Source organism: Paenibacillus sp. UMB4589-SE434 (genome assembly GCF_030226685.1).
Classification (GTDB): Bacteria; Bacillota; Bacilli; order Paenibacillales; family Paenibacillaceae; genus Paenibacillus_B.
In genome coordinates this window covers 107731-130561 of sequence record NZ_JASOYK010000001.1, presented here as the reverse complement: position 1 = coordinate 130561, position 22831 = coordinate 107731, and the positions used below count along the sequence as shown (strand labels likewise).

Sequence of the window (22831 nt, the reverse complement as noted above, 5' to 3'; positions counted from 1 at the left end):
TTCCTATTCGTTAACGACGATCCTGCGGGCCACCTACGAATACTTGTTCCACGGTGTCCAAGCCATAAGCCGTGTGCAAAGCTTTCACTACATCGTGAAGCTGTTGATTGGCGATCACGCATGATACTTTGATCTCGGATGTACTGACCATCTTTATACTGATGCCAAGCCCGGATATCACTTCGAACATCTTCGCTGCAACACCCGGATGGCTGACCATCCCGGCGCCAACAATGGATATCTTGACCAGATCAGTCTCAGAAGTCACTTCACGGTATGGAAGCTCGGATTTCAGTTGGTCCAGAACATGAATGGCCCGATCACGATCATGCAGCGCGGTTGTAAAGGAGAAGTCTGCCTCTCCATTCAATACCCCGCTTTGCACAATAATATCTACATCGATCTCGGCTTCGGCGAGCGAGCCGAACACTCTTGCCAATACCCCTGGCAGATCAGCAACACCCAATATGCTAATACGTGCTACATTTTTATCGTACGCAATTCCGCTGACGACCACTCCCTGCTCCATGACCGCTTCCTCCTTCACGTAAGTTCCCTCGTTATGATTAAAGCTAGATCGCACCACCAAACATACGTTGTTATGCTTCGCATACTCAACAGCCCGTGGATGCAATACCGCCGCCCCTAAGTGAGCCAGTTCCAACATTTCGTCGTAAGAAATTTCCTGCAGCTTACGAGCACATCGCACAATACGTGGATCGGTGGAATAAATACCGTCAACATCTGTGTAGATCTCGCACACGTCTGCCTGAATAGCTGCAGCTAAAGCTACTGCAGTTGTGTCAGATCCGCCGCGTCCAAGCGTCGTAATCTCGCCAGACTCAGACATGCCCTGGAAGCCAGCAACAATTACGATGTTACCCGTATCAAGTGCATCAATGACACGAAACGGTTCGATATCAGCTATTCGTGCCTTACCATGTGTATCGTCCGTGCGGAATCCAGCTTGCCAACCTGTAAATGACTTTGCTTGATGACCTAACGAATGAATGGCCATTGACAAAAGCGCAACGCTTATCTGCTCGCCTGTCGTTAATAGCATATCCATTTCTCGAGCAGGCGGATTGTCGCTTAGCAATCTGGATTTATCGATCAGATCGTCTGTCGTATCTCCCATTGCAGATACAACAACGACACATTGATGACCCTGCTCTTTCTTTTCTACAATACGCTTAGCAACCCGCTTCATACGCTCGGTGTCACCGACAGAACTTCCCCCGAATTTCATGACGAATAAAGCCACGCTGACTCACTCCAATCCCGTAGGAATGTATAATTTCTTTTAATTGCATATTATAGCATAATGTTTGCCAGAATAGTCGTAAAAGTTGTACGTCTGTCTAAACTTGTATAAGGACGTTTTTCCCTCGTATACAAACACAAATTAATGCCTCTCAAGGGCGTACATTCGATATTCGCAATCACCTGTAAACTAAAAAAAGTGATTAAACAGAAACAACTTCCTGTTCAATCACTTTTTTTATTTAAATGTCAGTATATACGTTGTAATCAACTTACATCCAACATTTGATTAGGCGCGGGAAATGTATTTACCTTCGCGCGTATCGATAAGCAATACATCATCTTCGTTGATGAAGAGAGGTACTTGAACGTTCAGGCCCGTTTCGACTTTAGCGTTTTTCGTTGCGCCTTGAGCCGTGTTGCCTTTGACGCCTGGCTCCGTCTCAATGACTTTAAGTTCAACGCTGTTAGGCATGTTAATGCCCAAAATTTCGCCTTTGTAGCTGATGATGTTAACCATCATGTTGTCTTTCAAGAAGTTAATTTCCCATTCCAATTGCTCTTTACTTAGTGCAAATTGATCGTAGGACTCGTTGTCCATAAATGTATATTCTTCACCGCTGTTGTACAAATATTGTACTTCACGGTTATCGATCTGTGCGCGGCCGATTGTCTCGCCTGCACGGAACGTCTTCTCGACAACGTTGCCGTTGCGCAAGTTTCTAAGCTTAGAGCGAACAAACGCTGCGCCTTTGCCTGGTTTAACATGTTGGAATTCTACTACGGAGAAGATGTCATGTTCTACTTCTACCGTTAATCCTGTCTTAAAATCGTTCACTGAAATCACTGTGAATACCCTCCTAAATCTATTCGTGCAAAATTACATCTCAAGCACGAGCAAGTCTTTCGTAGATTGTGTTATTATTTCAATCCCGTTCTCCGTAATGACGATATCGTCTTCAATACGTACACCGCCGAATCCAGGCACGTAAATGCCCGGTTCTACTGTTACGGTCATACCGGGAGTTAACACCGTATCGCTTGCCTTCGACAAACCTGGACGCTCATGTACTTCCATGCCCAAGCCATGTCCCAAGCTGTGCCCAAAGTTCGGGCCATACCCATAACGAGTAATGATATCACGCGCCAACGCATCTGCCTCACGTCCAGTCATACCAGGACGAATATGTTCCAAGGCATATAATTGGGATTCCAACACGATGTTGTAGATTTCTTTATGCTTGTCTGTTGGTGTTCCAAGCACGACTGTACGCGTAATGTCGGAACAGTATCCTTGGAAGTAAGCACCAAAGTCGAGTTTAATAAACTCATTCCCTTTGATGATACGATCGCTTGCCACACCATGCGGCAGCGCAGAGCGTTCACCGGAAGCAACAATCGTATCAAATGAGCTTGAAGTTGCCCCTTGCTTACGCATGAAGTATTCCATCTCTAGTGCAATGTCTTTCTCAGACACACCAGGCTTCAAATAATTCAAGATATGACTGAACGTACGATCTGCAAGCGCTGCAGCATCGCGCATCACACGCAGCTCTTCCTCGTCCTTGATCATCCGCAGGTCTTCTATTAATCCGCTGGTCGGAACCAATTCAATTGGATTCAACTCTTCGGCATAATTGGAGTAAGCAGCAAAGGTAACATGGTCCTGTTCAAATGCAAGACGCGAAATGTTAAGCTCCTGAAGCAGCGACTTCAACGTATCCGTTACTTTGGCATGCTCTAAGATTTCGAAATCCGGGGATTGCTCAGGTGCCTGAGTCATATATCGGAAATCTGTCAGCAGGATTGCCCGCTCATGTGTTATCAACACATAACCTGAAGAGCCTGTAAAGCCAGTTAAGTATCGACGGTTAATGTCACTTGCAACCCATATCGATTCCAACCCTCGTTGATCCATTTCCTTGCGCAATCGCTGAACGCGAGTGTTACTCATCCGAATCATCTCCTGTCAATGGTGTTCATCGTTATGTATGCGTAGATAGTCCTTTGCCGTTCTGCTGCACTGCTTGATGAAGCGCATATAATCCAAGTTCGTAGCTGTACGAGCCGAACCCTGCGATCTGTCCAACGACTACTGGTGCTGTCACCGACTGATGCCTGAAAGCTTCGCGCTTATGGATATTGGACATATGAACTTCAACCGTAGGAATGCTGACGGTGGCAAGCGCGTCACGAATCGCATAGCTATAATGCGTCCAAGCCCCAGGATTGATTAAAATGCCGTCGCACGTTCCATATGCGGCATGGATACGGTCAATGACCACTCCCTCGTGGTTGCTTTGCACGCATTCAAGCTCGACACCCAGCTCATTGGCGATTGCAAGAAGTCGAGCCTCGATGTCAACAAGCGATTCATTGCCATACACACCAGGTTCCCGAATCCCCAACATATTCAGGTTCGGTCCATTTAATACTAAGTAACAAGCCACGCCTATCCCACCTTATGCAGACGAATACTCACGTATTTTATCATACGAACAGCCGCTTGAGAAGCATGTACCTAGCTAAACCATAACGATTTCGATCCCTGACACTTTTGACGCGACATTACATCACCGGCTCTGGCTGGTTGTTAGAGTCCGTTCCACCTGCACGGCCCTCATTGTCGTTCGACTCTTCCCCCCTAGCTTGACTACCTGACTTGCTAGCTCCTTTTGGTCCACTTGAATGCTGATTATGGCTTCCCTTTGATCCTCCCGGCTCACGAAGTCGCTCATCATTAAACTCCATTGCAACCGTATATCCAATAAACAAGCCCCATAACAAAAATAGGCAGAAATCAGTATATATTGAATTCCAAGTTGTCTTCGTTACTGGCGGCATCATCTTTATCATAGGTCCCACAGCTACAAACAAGATAACCCACCACACAATGCCATATACAATACCCGCCCATGGCCCAGGAATTTTCTTCATAAACATTGTATAGATAACACTTGCAAGCATAGAGAATCCGATAAAGACGACATATCCTGCTGCTCCACCGCGTGCAGTTACCAAGTAGCTGTGATTATAGAAGGGTTCAATTAAAAAGCCAGGAACTACAATTGTAAAGTGAAAAGCATAAGCCATCCACCTCAGCCCCCCCCATATGAGCCCGGCAAACATACCAAGCTGCATAGCGAACCAAAAAGGATTCGTTTTCCTTCCGCTGCTTCCTTTATCGTGATGCTGTTGTCGATATTGCTGTTCATTCATGACTTTGTGCCCCTTTCATGCTGTCTATCGCCCTTTGTTACGGAGTTATTCAGGCAAGCTCGCAAAGGTAGTATGTACGAATTGGGTGCATCTTAACGTTATTCCTCTATTTCCTGCATCTGTGTTGTGGTAGCAATAAGACTGCAAATTCGATACAATATGACTATATCGTCCATCACAGTTGTTGTGGCTGGATCTCATTCAAGGAAGGTGAAGCGATTGTCAGAGCAATCCAAAGCGATTTACGGTGGACAAGCAGTTATTGAAGGAGTCATGTTTCAAGGACGCCACGTGAACGTGACAGCAGTGCGTCGTAAAAATAACGAGATTTCCTATTATGAAGTTCCACGTGAAGAGAAGAAGTGGCTTAATGCCCTCAAGAAGATCCCGCTTGTGCGTGGCTTGGTTGGCATTATTGAAGCAAGTGCACGAGGAGCGCAGCACCTAAATTATGCTGCAGAGAAGTATGCGGAGGACGAAGAAGGGCCCGTTCAGGAATCGGACAAAAAGTCTGGGTGGAGCCTAAGCATGATCTTGGGTGTAGCAGTAGTGGGCGTGCTGTCCTTTATTTTCGGGAAAGTCATTTTTACAGCCGCACCAGCTGTAATTGAACAACTTTTATTTGGTAAAGCATTTGAGAACCAAGTCGTTCATACGATTATTGAAGGTATTATTAAGATTGTTATTTTGATCGTCTATTTGTGGGTCATATCGATGACACCTATCATCAAAAGATTGTTCCAATACCACGGTGCAGAACACAAGGTCATTACCGCTTATGAAGCAGGACTTGAGCTGACTGTCAAAAATGTTCAGAAGTTCAACACGCTGCATTACCGATGCGGCAGCAGTTTTATTGTTTTAACGGTTATTATTGGCGTGATTATTTATTCCTTTGTATCATACGATTCTTTAATGGAGCGTGTACTGTGGCGACTGGCGCTGCTTCCGCTCGTCATCGGGGTTTCCTATGAATTTTTGCGATTCACAAATGCACTGCGAGATGTTCCTGTACTGCGATTCCTTGGTTACCCTGGATTATGGCTGCAGTTGTTAACAACCAAGGAGCCTTCTGACGACCAAGTGGAAGTATCCATCGCATCCTTTAACCGTATGCTTGAAATGGATAAACAGCTCCAACCCAATGGGGCCACCAAAGCTTCTTGATAACAAGGAACAGACCCTGTCGAAAGGATGGATAGTTGATGAGACGATTTCCATCATGGTTCATGATTGCGCTGATCGCACTTGCAACCATCGGCCTAGTCGGGACGATTATTAGCAACCCGACGTACTTCCTGATCCCGCTTGTGCTCGCCGTTATTATATTTGCACTATACAAATGGGGCCCAAAGCGTACGGCGGCAAAGCCCCGAATCAAGAAATCAGCTCGAACAGAAGCGAAAGTTAAGAGAATGCAGAAGCCAGTAGTCAAACATAAAGCTGAACGACGGCGTTCAACAGCATCTCTAACTGTGATTGACGGAAATAAGTCTAAGCCTAAATCAAAGACCAATTCGTAACCACCTGGAAGCGAAGCGGTCTGGTACTCTGCCTCACTAATTGTGAGACAGGAATTTAACTCTTGTGCACGTGAAGTGGCCAGTCATCGGAATCTCGATGGCTGGCTATTTATTTTGTATTAATTTTTGGTTTGAAGTAACAGATATATACTGGAGCGGCCTGTTTAATGGTATCTATTATTTTAGAAGTAACAAATAAAAGATAGAATGTTTCAGTCTTCGCATGGGAGGTAACGATTCGATGGTGGCGTCATCATCAGGTGCTGCCTTTTGGAGATACACTTAAGATAATGCCGTCCCCTTTATGGCTTCATGATACTATTTTAGATTAAAACAATCTTTCTGCAATAATTTAGGATTATGCGTGTATTATTTTTTGACACTCCCATACATAAATATTGCCAAGACTGAGGCAACAGCAATAGCTTTAATCACTATTGAAACATCAACAATTAAACTTAGAATAAAACACATAGATAATATGCCAATCTCTTCATTTAAAAATGAAGCAAATTTTTGTTTTTTTATTCGATAAACAAAAACAGACGCAATAAAAATGATGAATACAACATAACTAATAGTAATTAACATTATACCCCTCCGTCTGAAAATTAATAAAAGAGCCCTTAAAATAAGGGCTCTTTTATTATACTTAATGATTACATCTGACTAACAAGTTGCACGCTTTACTCAATCCTGAGTTAATATCTTTATAGTTAGAATAAAGTTACGCTATTGATACTGCGAAAGTACCACCATCAGCAATTTCCCTGAAAACTGAAACTAGTCTAAACGGGAACGCTACAATAGTAGCGCTCATAGTAGCCTTAGAAAATAAATAGCTCTGGTGATCGCCATCTGCGCTTCCGCCCATAGTCATACCAGAACATTAGCGCCACAGCTACAACAGAACTAATAATCTTTTTCAATATAATTTCCTTCTTTCTAGTTATTTGGAAACATATAATATTTATAACAATTTTTTAATTTAATATATATTTATTAGCTAAAAATTATCTTAATATGGATGTCCATCCAATATCATTGTATCTCTTTTCCTGAATTTAGCAATACTAATATTGAATAATGGTCAAATACTTTTGGATCACGACCAAGCCATGTGTTTTGTAAATTAGTGCACTTTGTTGTTGTAACCTATATCGAATTGGTAATACTCTAATCTCTTTGCTTTCAAATTCAATAAAGATAGCCGTGCAGTACCTTCACTCAGATTAGTATTTTTACAAATGCAAAAACACCTCCAAGTGTTAACTCCATATCCTACGACATGAAATGCTTCACTTGAAGGCATTTTGAATTTTCTCATATTAGGGGCAGTTCCAACCCCCAAGTTTCTTTTGAAGGTGTTTTGAATTTGTCTCACACTATGCGGTCAATTGCTTGAAGGAGTACAAGTTCCCCCGTTTCTTATTTAAACTTCGCCATAAACACTTCATAGAATTGTTCATATTGCGTATAAGTCCAATCATCAAAGTACTTATTTCCTGCTGTCAGACCGGAGTCATACAAAGCAAGGCTTTGTTCCTTTGTGATATCAAACTCGGTCAGTCCAACACCAAGCGTTGGAATCTTTATTGTCCTGTACCGATTATGCTGTTCAATATAACGCTGATCATGTGCAGATATCATCGTTTCAACCATAGCTTGCAGCATCGTAATTAGGCCCGTAATGCGATTCGACTTCACATCCTGCATTCCAACCATTTGAAAGCCAATTGTAGGAATCACACGCATCGTGCGCGGATCCCGCTCCTGATCAAACAACCATAATGGAAAATTGCTAAGCATACCGCCATCCACAACGTAAGTGAATTGCTTTCTGAATGCTTTTGCTCGGCCCTTCCCATTTATTAACGTCTCTCTAATCATGACGGGATCAAAAAAATATGGAATGCTGGTGCTCATTCGAACTGCCTTGCTTACCGGGAATTCATTAGGCTGGATGCCATACTGTTTCATATCCTCTGGCAGAACTAGCAATCGACCATTTGTAATGTCCGATGCAATAATGCGAAGTTGGCCTGGCGCAAGGTCCCCAAAATTACGTACTCCTTTTGCGAGCAGCAATTCATGAATCCAATGCTCCAAAGCTTCTCCTGAGTACAGTCCTTTTTTTAGAAACAAACGTATTATCGGCCCAATCCATTTCACTTCAAAAATAGGCGCTCTTTTAAGAAAAGAGGAAAATGGCGTTCGAATAATGACCTCTCTCATCTCTTCAGCTGTATAGCCAGCCGCAATCAGAGAAGCGACAATCGCGCCTGAGGAAGTACCTGCGACACGACGAAAGGATATACCTGCAAGCTCAGCCGCCCTGACGGCCCCAGCCAACGATATACCTCTCACTCCACCGCCTTCAAAAACAGCGTTAATTTCTACGCTCATATCGGTATACCCTCCCGAGCGGTCTTTGAGTGCTGCATACTGTTATGTATGCCTGCTCGGGAAGGGTTATGATACGAATCCATACACAAGTCTATCTGACTTGTATACATTCTTTGCATTGCTTATACGCTGTACTGGCTATGCACACGTTACTTTTCCTGATCTTCATAGTATTGCTTTAGGGAATCTCCTACCTGTTTTGTATTACGAATCAGATCTTTAGCGCTAAAGTAAATGTCGCCAGCAACCGAATTGAATTGTTCATTGTACTTCAGCTGCTTTATTAATACATCTGCATTGGCCCAATCCTTCTCATTCGCATCCGCCAACTTGTAAGCTGCGTGCCCGATGTAAAGATCAACACCAGTACCTTCTGTTTCCTTCACCCACCACTGGACCAGCGTATCGTAAGAAGCAGCTTTATGACCAATATGCCAATAGATTTGTGGTGCCACATAATCGATCCAGCCATTCTGAATCCAATTGCGTACATCTGCACTCAAAGAGTCATAACTAGTTACACCAGCATTGGTATTGGAACCAGTTGGATCTACAGAAGCGTTCCGCCATACACCAAACGGACTGATACCAAACAAAATGTTAGGCTTTGCACTATGAATCTTACTGTCCATCGATTGAACGAATTGATTGACATTGTTGCGACGCCACTCTTCTTTGTTGTTATATACTTTGTTATAAGTGCGATAAGATGCATCATCCTTAAATGGCTCGGCTTCTTGACCATACGGATAGAAATAGTCATCGAAATGAACACCGTCAACGTTGTAGTTGTTTACTACCTCCATGACAGATTCCATAATAAAGCTCCGTGCTGCCGGCACTCCCGGGTCAAATAAGAGCGTATTTTTATGCTTGACAACCCAATCTGGATGCTGTCGTGCGGGATGATCCGTCACAAGCTTGTTCAGATCTGTTTGAACGCTGATCCGATAAGGGTTGAACCAAGCATGAAATTTCATCCCTCGTTTATGCGTTTCCTCAATCATAAACGCAAGCGGATCATATCCGGGGTCTTGCCCCTGCTTGCCTGTCAACCATTCAGACCAAGGAAGCAGCTTGGAAGGATAGAAGGAATCCGCTGTCGGACGTACCTGTACGAAAATGGCGTTTAGCCCCATCTGCTGCAATTGATCCAGCATCGTCGTAAAGTCTTGCTGCTGCTTCACCTTATCATACCCTTTACGTGGATCACTCGGCCAATCGATATTGTATACCGATGAGATCCATGTCGCACGCAGCCCGGCAGCAGGCTGCTCCACCTCCTCGCCAGTTACCAAGCTCACGGTTTGAAGCAGCGGATCCCAATTGACTTGCACGCCAAGGCTCTCTCCAATAAAACGCAGCGGTACCATCGTCCGTCCCGATTTCATCTCCGCTCCGACTTCCAATGACACATTTGTGCCATTCACTAGTGCACGTTTTTCACCTAGTGTCAATTTGATTGTCTTGTCTGCTTTTTTGAATTCTACCCCTCGTGTACTAGGGTTCCAGGTTACGTCCGCGCCAAGTCCTTCCCCAATTGCACGAAAGGGCAGCATCGTCACATTCTTGCCAGGTACAAGATAGGGAGCAACATCCGATACAAGTCGTTTACTATCGACAAAGATCTTTATCTCTTCTTTCACTTGTGCATAAGCAGTCGGCATAACAGCTGCGCATATTGTCACCACTCCGATTATAGCCACAAGTTTGTGTTTCCATTTGTTCATTAAGCATTCTCCCATTCTGTATGTATTGCTAACGCTAGTTTCATAGAGCCTATTAATCACACAAAGGTGTATGATTTAATATGCTCATTTATATAGACGTAAAAAATAAAAGATCTGTTTCGCAAGAAACAGATCTTTTACGATTCGTTGTCCAATTCGCTGCGGATGCTGCGTAATATTTGCAGCCGCTCCGGCTCACGATTAAAGTATTCAACCAACGATGCAATACAATTTATGGAATCCGAACTTAAATGGTGTTCGATACCTTCGACGTCTGTATAAATGTGCTCATCTTTCACACCTATAATTGTAAGAAACTGCTCCAACAATTCATGCCGATCAACCAAGCGCTTTCCGATCTTCTTGCCCTTGCTTGTAAGTACCAGTCCACGATATTTCTCATAAATCAGATACTGATCCTTGTCCAGCTTCTGGATCATCTTTGTCACCGATGATGGATGGACCTCTAGTCCTTCTGCGATATCAGATACACGTGCGTATCCTTTTTCATCGATTAATTTGTAGATGCGCTCTAAATAATCTTCCATGCTTGGTGTAGGCAACTTATTCCCTCATTTCTTACTTCCATTTCGACACATTCATAATAAATCACCTCTTTTATTTTACATGGTTCTTAGCCCAAGTTCAACCTCGACACTTATTTCGACATTTACCAGACAACATTCAATCGACTTTAGTGCAAACTAACAGCAGCATAAATTGCTGTTCTTTATGACACGACTAATTTGGAGGCCTTCGCATGTCCAGTGCCAAAACATCCTCAGCCGATAAACAACGAACCAAAAGAGCGTCAAGAGAAACACCGTCATTTGTGCCAGATCTTGTATATTTCGAACCGGATGCACTGCACTACCCTAAAGGACAGCAAATCATGACATGGGTTAAGCAGCATGGCATTGAATACCTGATGACGTCTTCTCACAATCGAATAATGAACCTCCCTGGAGAGGGAGAATTGGAAAAGTATCGCATGGCTAAGCGTACACTTGTTGTAGGAATACGCAAAACCTTAACATTTGACCAGTCTAAGCCATCAGCAGAGTATGCAATTCCGATTGGAACGGGCTGTATCGGACATTGTCATTATTGTTATTTGCAAACCACGTTAGGAAGCAAACCTTATATTCGCGTGTATGTAAATACAGACGATATATGGAACGCTGCAAAGCAATACATCGAAGAACGCAAGCCAGAATTAACCCGCTTTGAAGCTTCCTGCACATCCGATCCTTTAAGTTTGGAACATATTACAGGAAATCTGTCAGACCTAATTGTACGTATGGCAGATGAGGAATTCGGCAAATTAAGATTTGTGACAAAATACCATCATGTAGAGCCATTGCTGCAATTAACTCATCAAAAAAGAACAGATGTCCGATTTAGCATAAATGCAGATTATGTGATCAAGAACTTTGAGCCGGGAACTTCCCGCTTCGAAGAACGAATTCAAGCAGCCGGCAAGATCGCACGCGCCGGATATCCACTGGGATTTATTATCGCCCCCATTTATTGGTATGAAGGCTGGGAAGCAGGGTATGCACAATTGTTAGAACGTCTTGCGAAGGAATTGCCTGAAGAAGCGACGTGGGATTTATCGTTTGAGTTGATTCAGCACCGTTTTACGAAAACAGCCAAGTCTGTCATCGAGAAACGATATCCGAAGTCTAAGCTGATCATGAACGAGGATGAGCGCAAATACAAATGGGGCCGTTGGGGGCAAGGAAAATATGTATACCCTGATGAGCAAGCCAAGCTGCTTAAATCATTTATATCAGAGCGAATCTACCATCATTTTCCCACTGCGCGTATATTGTATTTCACTTAGTCTTATATACAACTGATTATTTATCCTTTTCGCAGTAAGCCCTAGAATTAAATATATAAATAAGACAATAGCCATAAGATGCAGTGCCAAGGTACACAGCACAGCGCCTAAATGGCTATTCTATCACATATATGGACATAAGCTGGCTTATGTAAGGTCAATCAACCACTGTGGAGACAGCTTTAGCAACCAAATATTAATGTCTGTTAGTTGATCCGTAAACAGCAGTACGCCCATTATGATCATGAGGATGCCGCCCACCTTCATTAAAGGCGCGGAGTACTTCGTGAGCCAACGAGTTGATCCGATAAAAAATGCAAGTACAAAGAACGGAATCGCAAAGCCTAATGCGTAGGCGGTTGAAAGCCAAAACCAGGAATCAGGCTCTTGTGTCGCTAACGATAGAATCGCACCTAGTATAGGACCAACACAAGGAGACCAGCCCGCAGAGAATCCAATGCCAAATAAAAAGGAACCGAAATAGCTGCCTCTTTTGCCCGCAATCTCCCACTTTCGCTCTCTCATTAGCATATGTGGCTTAAACACGCCGATCAGAAACAGGCCCATAATAATAATGATAATCCCAGCTATTTGCCTTACAAGATCACGATACTGGACAAGCAAAGAACCAAATACACCTGCACTAAGTCCAAGCGTGTAGAACACCGCACTGAATCCTAAAATAAAAAACAAGGTGTGTGTCATTGTTTTCCATCTTACTTCGCGCTTAGAACGTTCATTTTTTAGTTGATTAACCGACATTCCCGTAATGACGGAAATATAGGAAGGATAAAGCGGCAAGCAGCATGGTGAAATAAACGACACCATCCCCGCCCAAAACGCAACCCATATCGTTACAGTCATGAAGTCTGCCTCCACTTTCTAGTAATTGCGCTCCGTTAACTTGTAAAATACGGAAATGCGCAGTTATTACTAGTTTATACCTTTCCTCCACGACGCACAAGCAGAGTTAGGATAAGAACGGCAATAAGGATCAAGACAATAGTAGCACCCGGAGCCAGGTTCCATACACCAGCCGTAATAAGTCCAGCTACAACAGCAAACTCAGATACGAACACAGATGCAATAATGGCTTTCTTAAAGCTGCGGGCCACAAGCAAGCTGGTAGCGACTGGGATAGTTAGCAATGCCGAAACAAGCAAGGCACCTACTATCTTGATTGCAGCACTTATAACAAGTGCAGTAAGCACAGTCAAGGCAAGATTAAACCAGCGAACAGGCAGTCCATTTACCGCAGCGGCATCCTCATCAAACGTTAATAGGAACATTTCCTTCCAGAAGACGACCATAAATCCGATAACAATCAGTGTTACACCGCCAACTACCGAGATATCCATCCAATTTAACGTATAGATGCTTCCAAAAAAATAGTTGGTGACATTGGCATTAAAGCTCTTGCCAAGCGTGAAAAACAAAGATGCAAGCGCGACACCGCCTGACATAATGACGGCAATGGACAATTCCGCATATGTCTTATACGCTTTTCTTAGTTTCTCAATCGCAAAAGAACCAAGCAGCGCAAATATAAGTCCGCCTGCCAGCGGATAAATACCAATAAGAAATCCTAGCGCGACTCCTGCTATCGTCACATGAGCCAATGTGTCTCCTATCATAGAAAGACGCCGCAATACTAGAAAGATGCCCATCAAAGGTGCAGTAATACCGATTAGCAGTCCGCCAATAAGTGCCTTTTGAAAAAATTGTGACGTTATAATATCAATAAGCATATGATCTCCTCTTATCTCTCTTCTCCAGTTCTTCTAATGACGAACTGTCCTCAGCTCATTACGCTGTGCGTCAAGTTCGGCAGCGCACATTCCATCTCATGTGAATGCTTGCGATAGAAGTTAAACTTGCCGCAGCACTGCACAGGCTCCTTGCCTAACCATGCATTCACCATATCCAGATCATGTGACACCATCACAAATGTCATCCGGTGATGCTCATGCAGATGCTGAAGCAGTTTAAAGAAGTCCTTTTGCGTATCGGCGTCAATGCCGACGGTCGGCTCATCAAGGATAAGCAGCTCCGGCTTATTTACCATCGCTCGAGCTAGGAATACGCGCTGCTGCTGGCCCCCGGATAACGCTCCAATCCGCTTGTCGGCCAGATCAGTAACACGCATCACTTCAAGCGCGTCCAGACATTTGTCTTTGTCAGCACGAGACAATCGACGGAATAAGTTGCGGCGGTTATACATGCCGGACTGTACCACCTCCATCACCGTTGCCGGAAATAAGGGGTTAAAGCTGTTCTTCTGCGGCACATAACCGATCCGCTCCCAGTCTTTAAACTGCTGAATCGGTGTCCCAAACAAACGAACCTCGCCTGCCGTTGGTCTCAGCAAGCCCACCATCAAACGAAGCAGTGTTGTTTTACCTGCTCCATTTGATCCGATAACTCCGACAAAATCACGTTCTCTAACTTCAAAGCTAATATCGTCAAAAACTTTCTGATCCTCATACTGGTAAGCTACTTGATCCAATGTGATCACCTGCTGGTGGCAGGCGTTGATTGTGTCTGTCATAGTCCTCTCACTTCCCTACTCCTTACTGCCATCTTTCCTATTGTAGCGCTTGGAGTAAATTTTGCAAATTACGCTCCATCAATGTGATATAGTTATCGCCTGCTTTCTCCTGCTCTTGTGTCAAACCTTCTAATGGACTTAACACAAGCGTCTCTACTCCCGTTTCGTCTGCCAACGTCTTGGCTAATTGATCTGACACCAGCTCTTCAAAGAAAATGTACTTGATGCCCTCATCTTTCACCAGCTTCGACAGCTTTACTAAATCCTGCGCACGTGGCTCGGCATCAGGAGAAACACCCATAATCGCATGTTGTGTCAGGTTATAGTCACGGCATAAATAACCAAATGCTTGGTGAGACACAACCATTTCACGGTTTTTCAGATTTTTAAGAGAATCGTCATATTTATGGTCTAGCTCAACCAATTTCTTATGGAGTGTATCATACCGTTGCTCGTACTCTGCCTTATGGGATGCATTTGCTTGAATTAACGCATCCTTAACATTTTGCGCCATAATGAGAGCAGACTTTGGACTGACCCAAGTATGTGGATCTGTTCCTCCATGATCATGACTTGCATGATCATGACCTTCATGTCCTGCCTCTGCTTCTTCATGCTGGTGAGCCTCACCCTCGTGCTCGTGCTCATCCCCAGTGGCCGTAATTAACGATATCCCCTTGCTGGCTTCTGTAATTTTCACATTAGAACCTGCATCCAAGCCTTTCTTGAAGTCATCAAGCCAGCCCTCGAAGCCAGCACCTTGTACAATCAGCAGTTGAGCCTGCGATGCATTTTGAATATCCTGACTTTTAGGTGTCCAATCATGTGGCTCTATGCCGGCAGGAATCAGATTGATCGTATTTACACTATCTCCACCTATCTCATTCACCAGGAAGTAAAGCGGATAGAAACTGGTGACGACGTTCACTTTTCCTTCTACAATCCCCTTACTGTTCGTATTGCCGCATCCAGCCGCTAGCAGCGCCATACTAATCAACATCATCAAAACAATCCGCATACCTCTATGTTTCCCAATCATTGTGGCTTTCATCTTTATCTCTCCCTTTCCAATCCCTACTTCTATTTTGTTTCTATGATATTAATTCGTAATCATTACTATTAAGATTATAGGCACCTTGGTTCGTTCTGTCAACGCCTAATCCTGAACACATCTCCTCCGCCTCATTTCCCACTCCATATTCATCTGCTATGAAGCAAACGCTCAAGCTCCTGCTATCAATAGGGATACATTAAACATCATCAAGTCATACCAATTATCTGCGTGCTCTATATTCACCTTATTCTAGCCAATTTTTGAAGGAGATAATAATCGTGGCGACGCCAAATATCAAGCCGCAGGCAAGACAAATATACTTCCACTCGTAAAGTCTCACTACACAACAAAACCTGCAGCTGCCACTCCTCAATCGAGCGACTACTGCAGGTTATTTAAGTCTCTGTTACTTTACGACAGCCCCATTTGGCATGCTTTCTGGAACTGTTGCCAACGTTAACTGACCATCCTTGGACGCTGCCAATACCATACCTTGCGACAAAACGCCCCGCAGCTTCACTGGCTTCAAGTTAGTTACCACAATCACCTTCGTGCCAATAAGTTGTTCAGGCGTATAGTACTGGGCAATGCCTGATACAACTTGACGCTCTTCATAGCCTAGATCAAGCTCTAGTCGAAGCAGCTTATCAGCTTTAGGCACAGGCTCTGCATGTTTCACTTGTGCTACACGCAGCTCAACTTTAGCAAATTCGTCAATCCCGATCTCAGGCAGTGTATCTTCAGGCGTCTCAAGTAGCGCCGCTTCCTTGTTAACACTCTTGTTAGTAGCAGCTTTAACTTCTGTGTCAGACAGTGAATTGATCATAACGGCTGTGCCACCCATAGCTTCCACGATCGCGGCTACTTCCTGTTCCAGATCCAGACGCGGGAAGATCGGGCTGCCTTTCATGACTTTAGTGCCCGCCGGAATACTGCCGAACGTACGAGCAGAAGTCCAAGCCGTTGCTTCTCCTTCTACAAGCCCAAGCTGCTCCCAGATCTTCTTAGGTGTACCCGTTAAGAATGGCTGCAGCACGATCGAGACGATACGCAAGCTTTCTGCCAAGTGATTCATAACAGAAGCCAATTCGTCTTTTTTCGCATCTTCTTTTGCCAATGCCCAAGGCTGTGTCTCATCAATGTACTTGTTTGTACGGCTGATCAACTGCCAGAGCGCCGTCAACGCTACGGAGAATTCCATCTTCTCCATCGCTTCTTCCACCTTGTCCACCGCTTGTGCGGCTGCTTCTTCCAATGAAGCGTCAAATGCCGTCACTTGGCCAGAGTAAGAAGGGATGTGACCATCAAAATATTTATCAATCATCGCAACTGTACGATTCAGCAAGTTGCCAAGATCATTCGCCAGATCAAAGTTGATACGTTCTACGAATCCTTCTGGCGTAAATGCGCCGTCAGAGCCAAACGGCACTTCACGCAGCAGATAATACCGAAGTGCATCAAGACCGTAACGATCGATTAGAATGACTGGATCTACCACATTCCCTTTGGACTTCGACATTTTCCCATCTTTAGCCAACAGCCAGCCATGGCCAAACACCTTCTTCGGCAGCGGAAGATTAAGCGCCATTAGCATAATTGGCCAATAAATCGTATGGAAACGAACAATCTCCTTCCCAACGAGATGTACATCTGCTGGCCAGAATTTGTTATATAGTTCCGCATCGTCCGAACCGTATCCTAATGCCGTAATATAATTAGAGAGCGCGTCAATCCATACATAAACGACATGTTTTGGATCACCTTTTACTTTGACGCCCCAATCAAAAGAAGTACGTGATACAGCCAAATCTTCCAAGCCTGGCTTAATAAAGTTGTTAATCATTTCATTTTTGCGAGACACCGGCTGAATAAATTGAGGGTGCTCTTCGTAATAGGCAAGCAGACGATCCGCATACTTACTCATCCGGAAGAAATAGCTCTCTTCCTTAACCAGTTCAACTGGGCCTCCACAATCTGGACAACGCCCATCGTTGAGTTGGCGTTCCGTAAAGAATGACTCACATGGCGTACAGTACCAACCTTCGTAAGTACCTTTGTAAATGTCATCCTGCTGCAGCAGCTGGTCAAAGATCTGTTGAACTACGGTTTTGTGACGATCTTCAGTCGTACGAATAAAATCATCATACGAGATGTCCAGTTTATTCCACAAATCTTTAATACCAACTACGATGTTATCAACAAATTGCTGTGGGGTTGTGTTCGCTTCAGCCGCTTTGCGCTCAATCTTCTGACCATGCTCGTCAGTACCTGTCAAAAAACGAACATCGTAACCTAGAAACCGCTTATAGCGAGCCATCGCATCCCCTGCCACCGTCGTGTAAGCGTGGCCGATATGAAGCTTTGCACTAGGGTAAAAAATGGGAGTTGTAATATAAAACGTGTTGTCTTTCTTAGTCATGTTATTTCCTCCTTATCATGTAGCAGGTCTTTATTTCTTGTCTGTGTATGGCGAAATAAAGACGCAAAAAAACCCTCATCCGCTTGGGACGAGAGCTTGAACTCACGTGGTACCACCCAAATTTCCATTCTTCATGAGCTTCCATCAAAAATGGCTTCGTTATGCCGGCATATGATCTGCCGTCTAAATTCGTTAACGGGAATGAACCGCCGTATGCTTACGTCCTTATCACAGGCAATATCGAAGTAACCTGAAAGGGCGCTTGCATCCAGTACCTCCGGGACCATATTCGAAAGTGTCACCATACCGGCTCGCAGCCCACCCGGCTCTCTGCAATGGTTCATCTTTGTACTCATCCCATCATTGGCCAAACATATACATATATGCTCAATATAGCTCACTTCTTATGACCATGTCAAGGACGCTCGCCTGACTGGTCCGCAGTAGAGGTAGCAATTGGTGAACTTCCCTTGCCCGGCGGCACCAAATCAACGCCACCTGCATGAAACGGATGGCACTTGGCAATCCGTTTCACCGTGAGCCAGCTCCCCTTTGCCGCCCCGTGAACTTCAATCGCTTCCAAAGCATAAGCAGAACAGGTCGGGTAAAACCGACAAGTTGGCGGCTTTAATGGCGAAATGAATTTGCGATAGAAATGTATCGGCACCTGAACGGTGCGCGTCCACCCTGACCGTGATCTCGATACATATTCCTTATTTGGATCGAGCGTGCCCATGATGAGCCTCCTGTGTCTGACCTGACACATTATGATCCTGTGACTGACTATCAGGTAATGTACCTGGTAATTGGCAAGCTTCACAATAGCCAAACACTTCGAATTTATGCTTTACAACTTGAAACCGGGCCGGAACATCCGTCAGCGGCATCGGACAGAAGTGAATCGGATATGTCTTCTCACACTGCAAACACACCATATGATGGTGATGAAGGCTTTCCGCACAATGGCCTCTGAACTTCATCCCGTCTTCAAATACGATCTGCTCCAGCACGCCAAGATCGTGCATAACACGTAAATTCCGATATACGGTATCAAAACTTAAACCCGGATATTTCTTCCCCATCACATCGTAGACATCTTTTGGTGAAAGGAAGCCGTCCGTTTCCGAGAATAGCTTTGCAAGTGTTCTCCGCTGGTCCGTAATGCGCAGTCCTTGCTCTGACATCTTCTGTAACATCTGTTCGGTCTGTAGCATCCTAGTCCCTCCTGACTCTATAATGCGACAACGTCAAGCCCTTGTCAAACCAGACAAGTTAAAACCAAAAAAGAGTCGTTCCATGAAGGAACGACATCTATAGGATTCACCAGCAAACTAATCGTCATATTCTGTTTACGCTGTCCCGGGCACTCCTTTACGCAGCAGCCGCTGTCCAATTGGAGTTCGATAAATCAATCTCTCGATGAGTGTGAACATCGCATTTACTGCCCAATACAAACCTAAAGCAACAGGTGCTTGCCAGAAAACCATTAGCATGATCGCTGTAAAAATGAAGGGCAGACCCATACGTTTTAACATGGAGCCAGCTACAGCGAGCTCGGGTACAACTGGAATCATCATGGCGACAAACGACAACAGAGCATATAGAATGGGCATAACGTGATAAGGATCTGATTGACCAAAACTTGATACCCACGGGATAAAGGTTGATGACATCGCCCCACCGTGTGCAGTAAACATTCGATATAATCCGATAAAGAGTGGCATCTGAATTAACGGCAGTAGCATCGTCAGTCCAATTCCATACTGACGATACAGCTTCGTGGACTCCTCCAACAGCTTCTCTTTATTATGCTCAAACTTTGCTTGCAGCCCTTTTAACGCCTCGCGCATGGAGATTTGCTTGACCTGTCCTTTAGCATTGTAAAAATTAACATATATAAGTGCAACACGCACGAGTAAGGTTAATGCGATTACCGCAAGTCCCCAATCACCTGTTGCATAGTAGAAATAATTCAAAGCGGAATTTAAACCATCCGTAATCCATTGCATAAATTCATTCTCCTTTGTAGTTGGTAAAAACTAATTTGTCCAACAACCAAAGGGAGCCTTGTCTTCGTCGGAGGAGCGATGGTCGCTCTGGTCAGGTTTCTTAATGCGAATTCTTCTGACATGGCGTAATACGTGTAGTACATGCGGTCGAACCCTTGCATGTATACGGGTAATCGGCAACATCACTTCATTTGCACTTATATGTGCTCGAATTGGAGTTGCAAGCAGACCGATCAGAAGCCCTGACATGCTGAGCAGCAACCATATGAGAGAAATATCCAACGTCTCCACAGCGCCACCTCCTTTCAACGTCATCTGATATACTAGCCCTTACTAAAGCCTATATGAAATAAGTTTATCATATGTTTCGCTTGTGAACCACCTATGCTTAGAACACAACAGACGCCTGCGAATCCGCAGGCGTCTGTTGTGTTGCATATATAAAAGTCAATCAATTGTTCACCACGAACTGTGCTTAATACCATTTTAAACCAGATAAATAACCTACTATGAGTGCTTTTTAGGAAGTGGTGCAAATAACAAGTTGACTGGCATACTGCTGCCGGCAGCAGGCGTGAACCACATTTCTACTTTCTCTTCGCGGTCACCAGTACGGTATACAACACCCGCTTCATTCGAGTTGTTTAACAATCCTTTAGTAGGCAGCTCAACCGTTTGGCCATTTACAAGTATAGCTCCGGAATATGTTCCCCCACGCGCATTAAAGGAAATGAGAGTATTAGGCGCTACTCGTTCCAATGTAACGCGGTATAAGACACCGTAGTTACCCGCATTGATGCGAGAATCCCCGTTCATCGTGTCCCAACCTTGGATGTACGTGTCTGTTTTATTGTCAGCAAACACAAGCCGAGATGCTTTATCACCAATAAGCTCTGATACAGTAAATGCACGGTCTGCATTGTTAAATGTACCACGAATATGGGTGCCATCAGGATCAAGCTCCGATAAATACGGCAACTCTTTCCATATATTTTTACTGGCATCCAGTGCAACAATCTGATACTGAAGATTATCATCACCATAGAAATCCGCGTACGAAGTATACACTTCATTTGGTTTTAATGCCCGATCACTTAAGGATGGCAACAGCAATGTGGATTCATTCGGCTTAAGCACTTGTTCAGACATCGTTCCGTTCTCACGATATGATTGGAAATAACGTACAGCAGCCATTTTACCTGTTTGCTGTGGATTAGTGCTTGGACCCGCTGTGCCTGCATGCTCCACACGTACAGTCGCATTTTCGTCAGAAATATTTTTGGCAATAATGTAGAGCTTCATATTCTTCGACGTGGCGTTCATGTGATGCAGCAGAATACGCGTTCCGCCCGCAATCTTATCTTTGTAGAGAATTCCGTCTTGTTTAACGGATTCAGGACTGTTTGTACGATACAAAGTACGCTGTAGATGGGTAAGCTTCGGTTGAATCTGCTTCATATCTACAATGGAACTGCCTTTAAAAATATACACCTCGCCAATACCAGTAAACAGTTGATTAAATTCTTCAAACGTATACAACGTCTCATTTGTAATCGTAATTGTCTTGCTCATTTCATTAGCGAATCCATGCTTATCCGTAACTCGCAGCGTCACCGTATATTGACCAGGCTCAAAAAATGCTTTTTTGTTGTTGTTCCATTCAACCTTCTCAATACCCTCATCATCTGTGCTTAGGTCCGTGTATGTGATGATCTCACCCATTTTGTACGTATCTTTATCCGTAGTAAAGTGAGCTACTGGCGGCAAATTAGCCGGCAGTACATTGATGCTTACGCTGTATGGCTCACTCCATACTCCCTTTTCGTCCAATACACGCAGTGTAACTGTGTGTGAGCCTGGCTCCGCATAATACGTCTCCAACCCGCTCCACTCATAATCAACGATTTTTAACCCGCGCGGATGGAAAGACTCATCTTTTACTTTTACTTCTGTCTGCGTAGCCAGAATGTCCTTCGGTCCGATGGAGAATTTAGCAACTGGTGCAGCGCTCATTTGGACAATAATCCGCTTGGTAGCGTTGTCAAACTTGTAAGGCATCTGGAATGCTTGCAGTGCTGACGTCAATGGCACCATAAACGTATTCTTTTGTAAATAAGAAGTGCCGCTCATCTTTGTAGCCTCACCGTTTACACGGTATGTATTGGTTCCGATCTTATATCGAAGTTCCCTGTTACCACTCGTAATAATGGATTCCTTGGTCTTCTGGTCATAAGTCAGTTTAAAACCAAACCGATCAACCAAAGTTCGCAAGGAGACAAAAGAGACCCCATTTTTGATGGTAATAGGCTCGGGAGCTTTAAATTCTACATTGTTTTGCACCATGATATTACTGTTGGCAACAATGACTAGTACGTCATTTCCATATATGGATGTGTCAATACTCTTACTTGTAGGGGTTGTCGTCTTGTTTGCTTCATCAGGATTTGGCAGTTCCGAAGCGGAGCCTTCCAGTCCTTGAGTTGGATCTACACTGCTGGAATTACCATTTGTGATGCTGGTATTGTTCGTATCTGTGCGAGCTGGATCTGTGCTGTTTGATTCTGCATTCGAATTGCTGGATTGCTGATTGTACTGGCTAAGATCCCCGTTTACTGCTGCAAAACCCGTCTGTGCAAAAGCCATCGAACCCAATGCCGTGCATTGAACGGCAACTATACAAGCAATTAACATACGTTTCCAGTTACTCTTGTTATTCATCATGCTCTCCTCATCCACTTTTTATTTCTACATTCTTGTATATAAAAAAATGTAAATATGTACAATTTATTATTCTACCATGTATGTGTGAACATG

At 44.2% G+C, this 22831-nt stretch carries 23 protein-coding genes; 3 read left to right on the top strand and 20 right to left on the bottom strand.

The genetic code is table 11. From position 1 onward, the window contains the following. Positions 1-10: 10 nt before the first annotated feature. From QP775_RS00555 to QP775_RS00535, 5 genes are all read right to left on the bottom strand, one after another. Positions 11-1264, bottom strand: a complete 1254-nt coding sequence (locus QP775_RS00555) for an aspartate kinase (RefSeq protein ID WP_285102794.1) — start codon at positions 1262-1264, stop codon at positions 11-13. A 288-nt stretch (positions 1265-1552) separates the two neighbouring features. Beyond that, on the bottom strand, positions 1553-2110 hold the full coding sequence (gene efp / locus QP775_RS00550) for an elongation factor P (protein WP_239327047.1): 558 nt from the start codon (positions 2108-2110) through the stop codon (positions 1553-1555). A 33-nt stretch (positions 2111-2143) separates the two neighbouring features. Next, complete coding sequence (locus tag QP775_RS00545; RefSeq protein ID WP_239327045.1) at positions 2144-3217, bottom strand: M24 family metallopeptidase; 1074 nt, start codon at positions 3215-3217, stop codon at positions 2144-2146. Between the two features lie 31 nt (positions 3218-3248). Next, entirely contained in the window at positions 3249-3713 is a 465-nt protein-coding gene (gene aroQ / locus QP775_RS00540) for a type II 3-dehydroquinate dehydratase (RefSeq protein ID WP_285102791.1), read from the bottom strand. 118 nt (positions 3714-3831) lie between these two features. Further along, on the bottom strand, positions 3832-4482 hold the full coding sequence (locus QP775_RS00535; RefSeq protein ID WP_285102789.1) for a YqhR family membrane protein: 651 nt from the start codon (positions 4480-4482) through the stop codon (positions 3832-3834). A gap of 273 nt (positions 4483-4755) precedes the next feature. On the opposite strand from QP775_RS00535, the gene QP775_RS00530 reads away from it, so the two are divergent. Together QP775_RS00530 and QP775_RS00525 are read left to right on the top strand one after the other, a co-directional pair. After that, positions 4756-5649 (top strand): DUF1385 domain-containing protein, encoded by an 894-nt coding sequence (locus QP775_RS00530; protein ID WP_483311997.1) that lies wholly within the window; start codon positions 4756-4758, stop codon positions 5647-5649. A gap of 38 nt (positions 5650-5687) precedes the next feature. Further along, positions 5688-6005, top strand: coding sequence for a hypothetical protein (locus tag QP775_RS00525; protein ID WP_285102787.1), 318 nt, complete (start codon positions 5688-5690; stop codon positions 6003-6005). Between the two features lie 369 nt (positions 6006-6374). Here QP775_RS00525 and QP775_RS00520 read toward each other — a convergent pair whose 3' ends face one another. From QP775_RS00520 to mntR, 4 genes are all read right to left on the bottom strand, one after another. After that, the gene (locus tag QP775_RS00520) at positions 6375-6596 is read right to left on the bottom strand and encodes a hypothetical protein (protein WP_285102785.1); all 222 of its coding nucleotides are present in this window, start codon (positions 6594-6596) and stop codon (positions 6375-6377) included. 837 nt (positions 6597-7433) lie between these two features. Beyond that, positions 7434-8411, bottom strand: coding sequence for a patatin-like phospholipase family protein (locus QP775_RS00515; protein ID WP_285102783.1), 978 nt, complete (start codon positions 8409-8411; stop codon positions 7434-7436). A gap of 149 nt (positions 8412-8560) precedes the next feature. Then, positions 8561-10141: a family 10 glycosylhydrolase gene (locus QP775_RS00510; RefSeq protein WP_285102781.1), complete on the bottom strand. Its 1581-nt coding sequence runs from the start codon at positions 10139-10141 to the stop codon at positions 8561-8563. A 137-nt stretch (positions 10142-10278) separates the two neighbouring features. Further along, positions 10279-10704: a transcriptional regulator MntR gene (gene mntR, locus QP775_RS00505; protein ID WP_239327037.1), complete on the bottom strand. Its 426-nt coding sequence runs from the start codon at positions 10702-10704 to the stop codon at positions 10279-10281. Between the two features lie 197 nt (positions 10705-10901). Between mntR and splB the strand changes: the two genes are divergently transcribed. Then, a complete protein-coding gene (gene splB, locus QP775_RS00500; protein WP_285102779.1) occupies positions 10902-11987 on the top strand; it encodes a spore photoproduct lyase in 1086 nt (361 codons plus the stop codon). A 147-nt stretch (positions 11988-12134) separates the two neighbouring features. Here the strand turns inward: splB and QP775_RS00495 are convergent, their stop codons facing one another. The 11 genes from QP775_RS00495 to QP775_RS00445 form a co-directional block, all read right to left on the bottom strand. Next, positions 12135-12851 (bottom strand): cytochrome c biogenesis CcdA family protein, encoded by a 717-nt coding sequence (locus QP775_RS00495; RefSeq protein ID WP_239327035.1) that lies wholly within the window; start codon positions 12849-12851, stop codon positions 12135-12137. A 74-nt stretch (positions 12852-12925) separates the two neighbouring features. Beyond that, positions 12926-13735, bottom strand: coding sequence for a metal ABC transporter permease (locus QP775_RS00490; protein WP_239327034.1), 810 nt, complete (start codon positions 13733-13735; stop codon positions 12926-12928). Between the two features lie 50 nt (positions 13736-13785). Beyond that, positions 13786-14535: a metal ABC transporter ATP-binding protein gene (locus tag QP775_RS00485; protein ID WP_239327033.1), complete on the bottom strand. Its 750-nt coding sequence runs from the start codon at positions 14533-14535 to the stop codon at positions 13786-13788. 37 nt (positions 14536-14572) lie between these two features. Beyond that, positions 14573-15586, bottom strand: a complete 1014-nt coding sequence (locus tag QP775_RS00480; RefSeq protein ID WP_239327031.1) for a metal ABC transporter solute-binding protein, Zn/Mn family — start codon at positions 15584-15586, stop codon at positions 14573-14575. Positions 15587-15995: 409 nt separating this feature from the next. Next, entirely contained in the window at positions 15996-18008 is a 2013-nt protein-coding gene (gene metG, locus QP775_RS00475; protein ID WP_285102772.1) for a methionine--tRNA ligase, read from the bottom strand. 131 nt (positions 18009-18139) lie between these two features. Next, positions 18140-18352 carry a hypothetical protein gene (locus tag QP775_RS00470; protein ID WP_285102770.1) on the bottom strand — a complete coding sequence of 71 codons (213 nt, stop codon included), beginning with the start codon at positions 18350-18352 and terminating at the stop codon, positions 18140-18142. Positions 18353-18423: 71 nt separating this feature from the next. After that, on the bottom strand, positions 18424-18744 hold the full coding sequence (yidD, locus tag QP775_RS00465) for a membrane protein insertion efficiency factor YidD (protein WP_239327025.1): 321 nt from the start codon (positions 18742-18744) through the stop codon (positions 18424-18426). After that, entirely contained in the window at positions 18722-19222 is a 501-nt protein-coding gene (locus tag QP775_RS00460) for a Fur family transcriptional regulator (protein ID WP_285102767.1), read from the bottom strand. Before QP775_RS00460 ends, yidD begins: the two co-directional genes overlap by 23 nt. A 135-nt stretch (positions 19223-19357) precedes the next feature. Next, a complete protein-coding gene (locus QP775_RS00455) occupies positions 19358-20017 on the bottom strand; it encodes a YidC/Oxa1 family membrane protein insertase (protein WP_285102765.1) in 660 nt (219 codons plus the stop codon). Between the two features lie 30 nt (positions 20018-20047). Next, positions 20048-20308 carry a hypothetical protein gene (locus QP775_RS00450; protein ID WP_285102763.1) on the bottom strand — a complete coding sequence of 87 codons (261 nt, stop codon included), beginning with the start codon at positions 20306-20308 and terminating at the stop codon, positions 20048-20050. A 216-nt stretch (positions 20309-20524) separates the two neighbouring features. Then, positions 20525-22735: a stalk domain-containing protein gene (locus tag QP775_RS00445; protein WP_285102761.1), complete on the bottom strand. Its 2211-nt coding sequence runs from the start codon at positions 22733-22735 to the stop codon at positions 20525-20527. Positions 22736-22831: the final 96 nt, after the last annotated feature.

Bases quoted from the DNA above. Each gene is read 5' to 3' on its own strand.
- splB (WP_285102779.1), top strand. From the start codon at position 10,902: ATGTCCAGTGCCAAAACATCCTCAGCCGATAAACAACGAACCAAAAGA.
- metG (WP_285102772.1), bottom strand. From the start codon at position 18,008: ATGACTAAGAAAGACAACACGTTTTATATTACAACTCCCATTTTTTAC.
- yidD (WP_239327025.1), bottom strand. From the start codon at position 18,744: ATGGGCACGCTCGATCCAAATAAGGAATATGTATCGAGATCACGGTCA.
- QP775_RS00535 (WP_285102789.1), bottom strand. From the start codon at position 4,482: ATGAATGAACAGCAATATCGACAACAGCATCACGATAAAGGAAGCAGC.
- QP775_RS00490 (WP_239327034.1), bottom strand. From the start codon at position 13,735: ATGCTTATTGATATTATAACGTCACAATTTTTTCAAAAGGCACTTATT.
- QP775_RS00520 (WP_285102785.1), bottom strand. From the start codon at position 6,596: ATGTTAATTACTATTAGTTATGTTGTATTCATCATTTTTATTGCGTCT.
- QP775_RS00455 (WP_285102765.1), bottom strand. From the start codon at position 20,017: ATGCAATGGATTACGGATGGTTTAAATTCCGCTTTGAATTATTTCTAC.
- QP775_RS00495 (WP_239327035.1), bottom strand. From the start codon at position 12,851: ATGACTGTAACGATATGGGTTGCGTTTTGGGCGGGGATGGTGTCGTTT.
- QP775_RS00530 (WP_483311997.1), top strand. From the start codon at position 4,756: ATGTTTCAAGGACGCCACGTGAACGTGACAGCAGTGCGTCGTAAAAAT.
- QP775_RS00515 (WP_285102783.1), bottom strand. From the start codon at position 8,411: ATGAGCGTAGAAATTAACGCTGTTTTTGAAGGCGGTGGAGTGAGAGGT.
- QP775_RS00470 (WP_285102770.1), bottom strand. From the start codon at position 18,352: ATGAACCATTGCAGAGAGCCGGGTGGGCTGCGAGCCGGTATGGTGACA.
- QP775_RS00460 (WP_285102767.1), bottom strand. From the start codon at position 19,222: ATGCTACAGACCGAACAGATGTTACAGAAGATGTCAGAGCAAGGACTG.
- QP775_RS00485 (WP_239327033.1), bottom strand. From the start codon at position 14,535: ATGACAGACACAATCAACGCCTGCCACCAGCAGGTGATCACATTGGAT.
- QP775_RS00445 (WP_285102761.1), bottom strand. From the start codon at position 22,735: ATGAATAACAAGAGTAACTGGAAACGTATGTTAATTGCTTGTATAGTT.
- QP775_RS00510 (WP_285102781.1), bottom strand. From the start codon at position 10,141: ATGAACAAATGGAAACACAAACTTGTGGCTATAATCGGAGTGGTGACA.
- QP775_RS00545 (WP_239327045.1), bottom strand. From the start codon at position 3,217: ATGAGTAACACTCGCGTTCAGCGATTGCGCAAGGAAATGGATCAACGA.
- QP775_RS00480 (WP_239327031.1), bottom strand. From the start codon at position 15,586: ATGAAAGCCACAATGATTGGGAAACATAGAGGTATGCGGATTGTTTTG.
- QP775_RS00525 (WP_285102787.1), top strand. From the start codon at position 5,688: ATGAGACGATTTCCATCATGGTTCATGATTGCGCTGATCGCACTTGCA.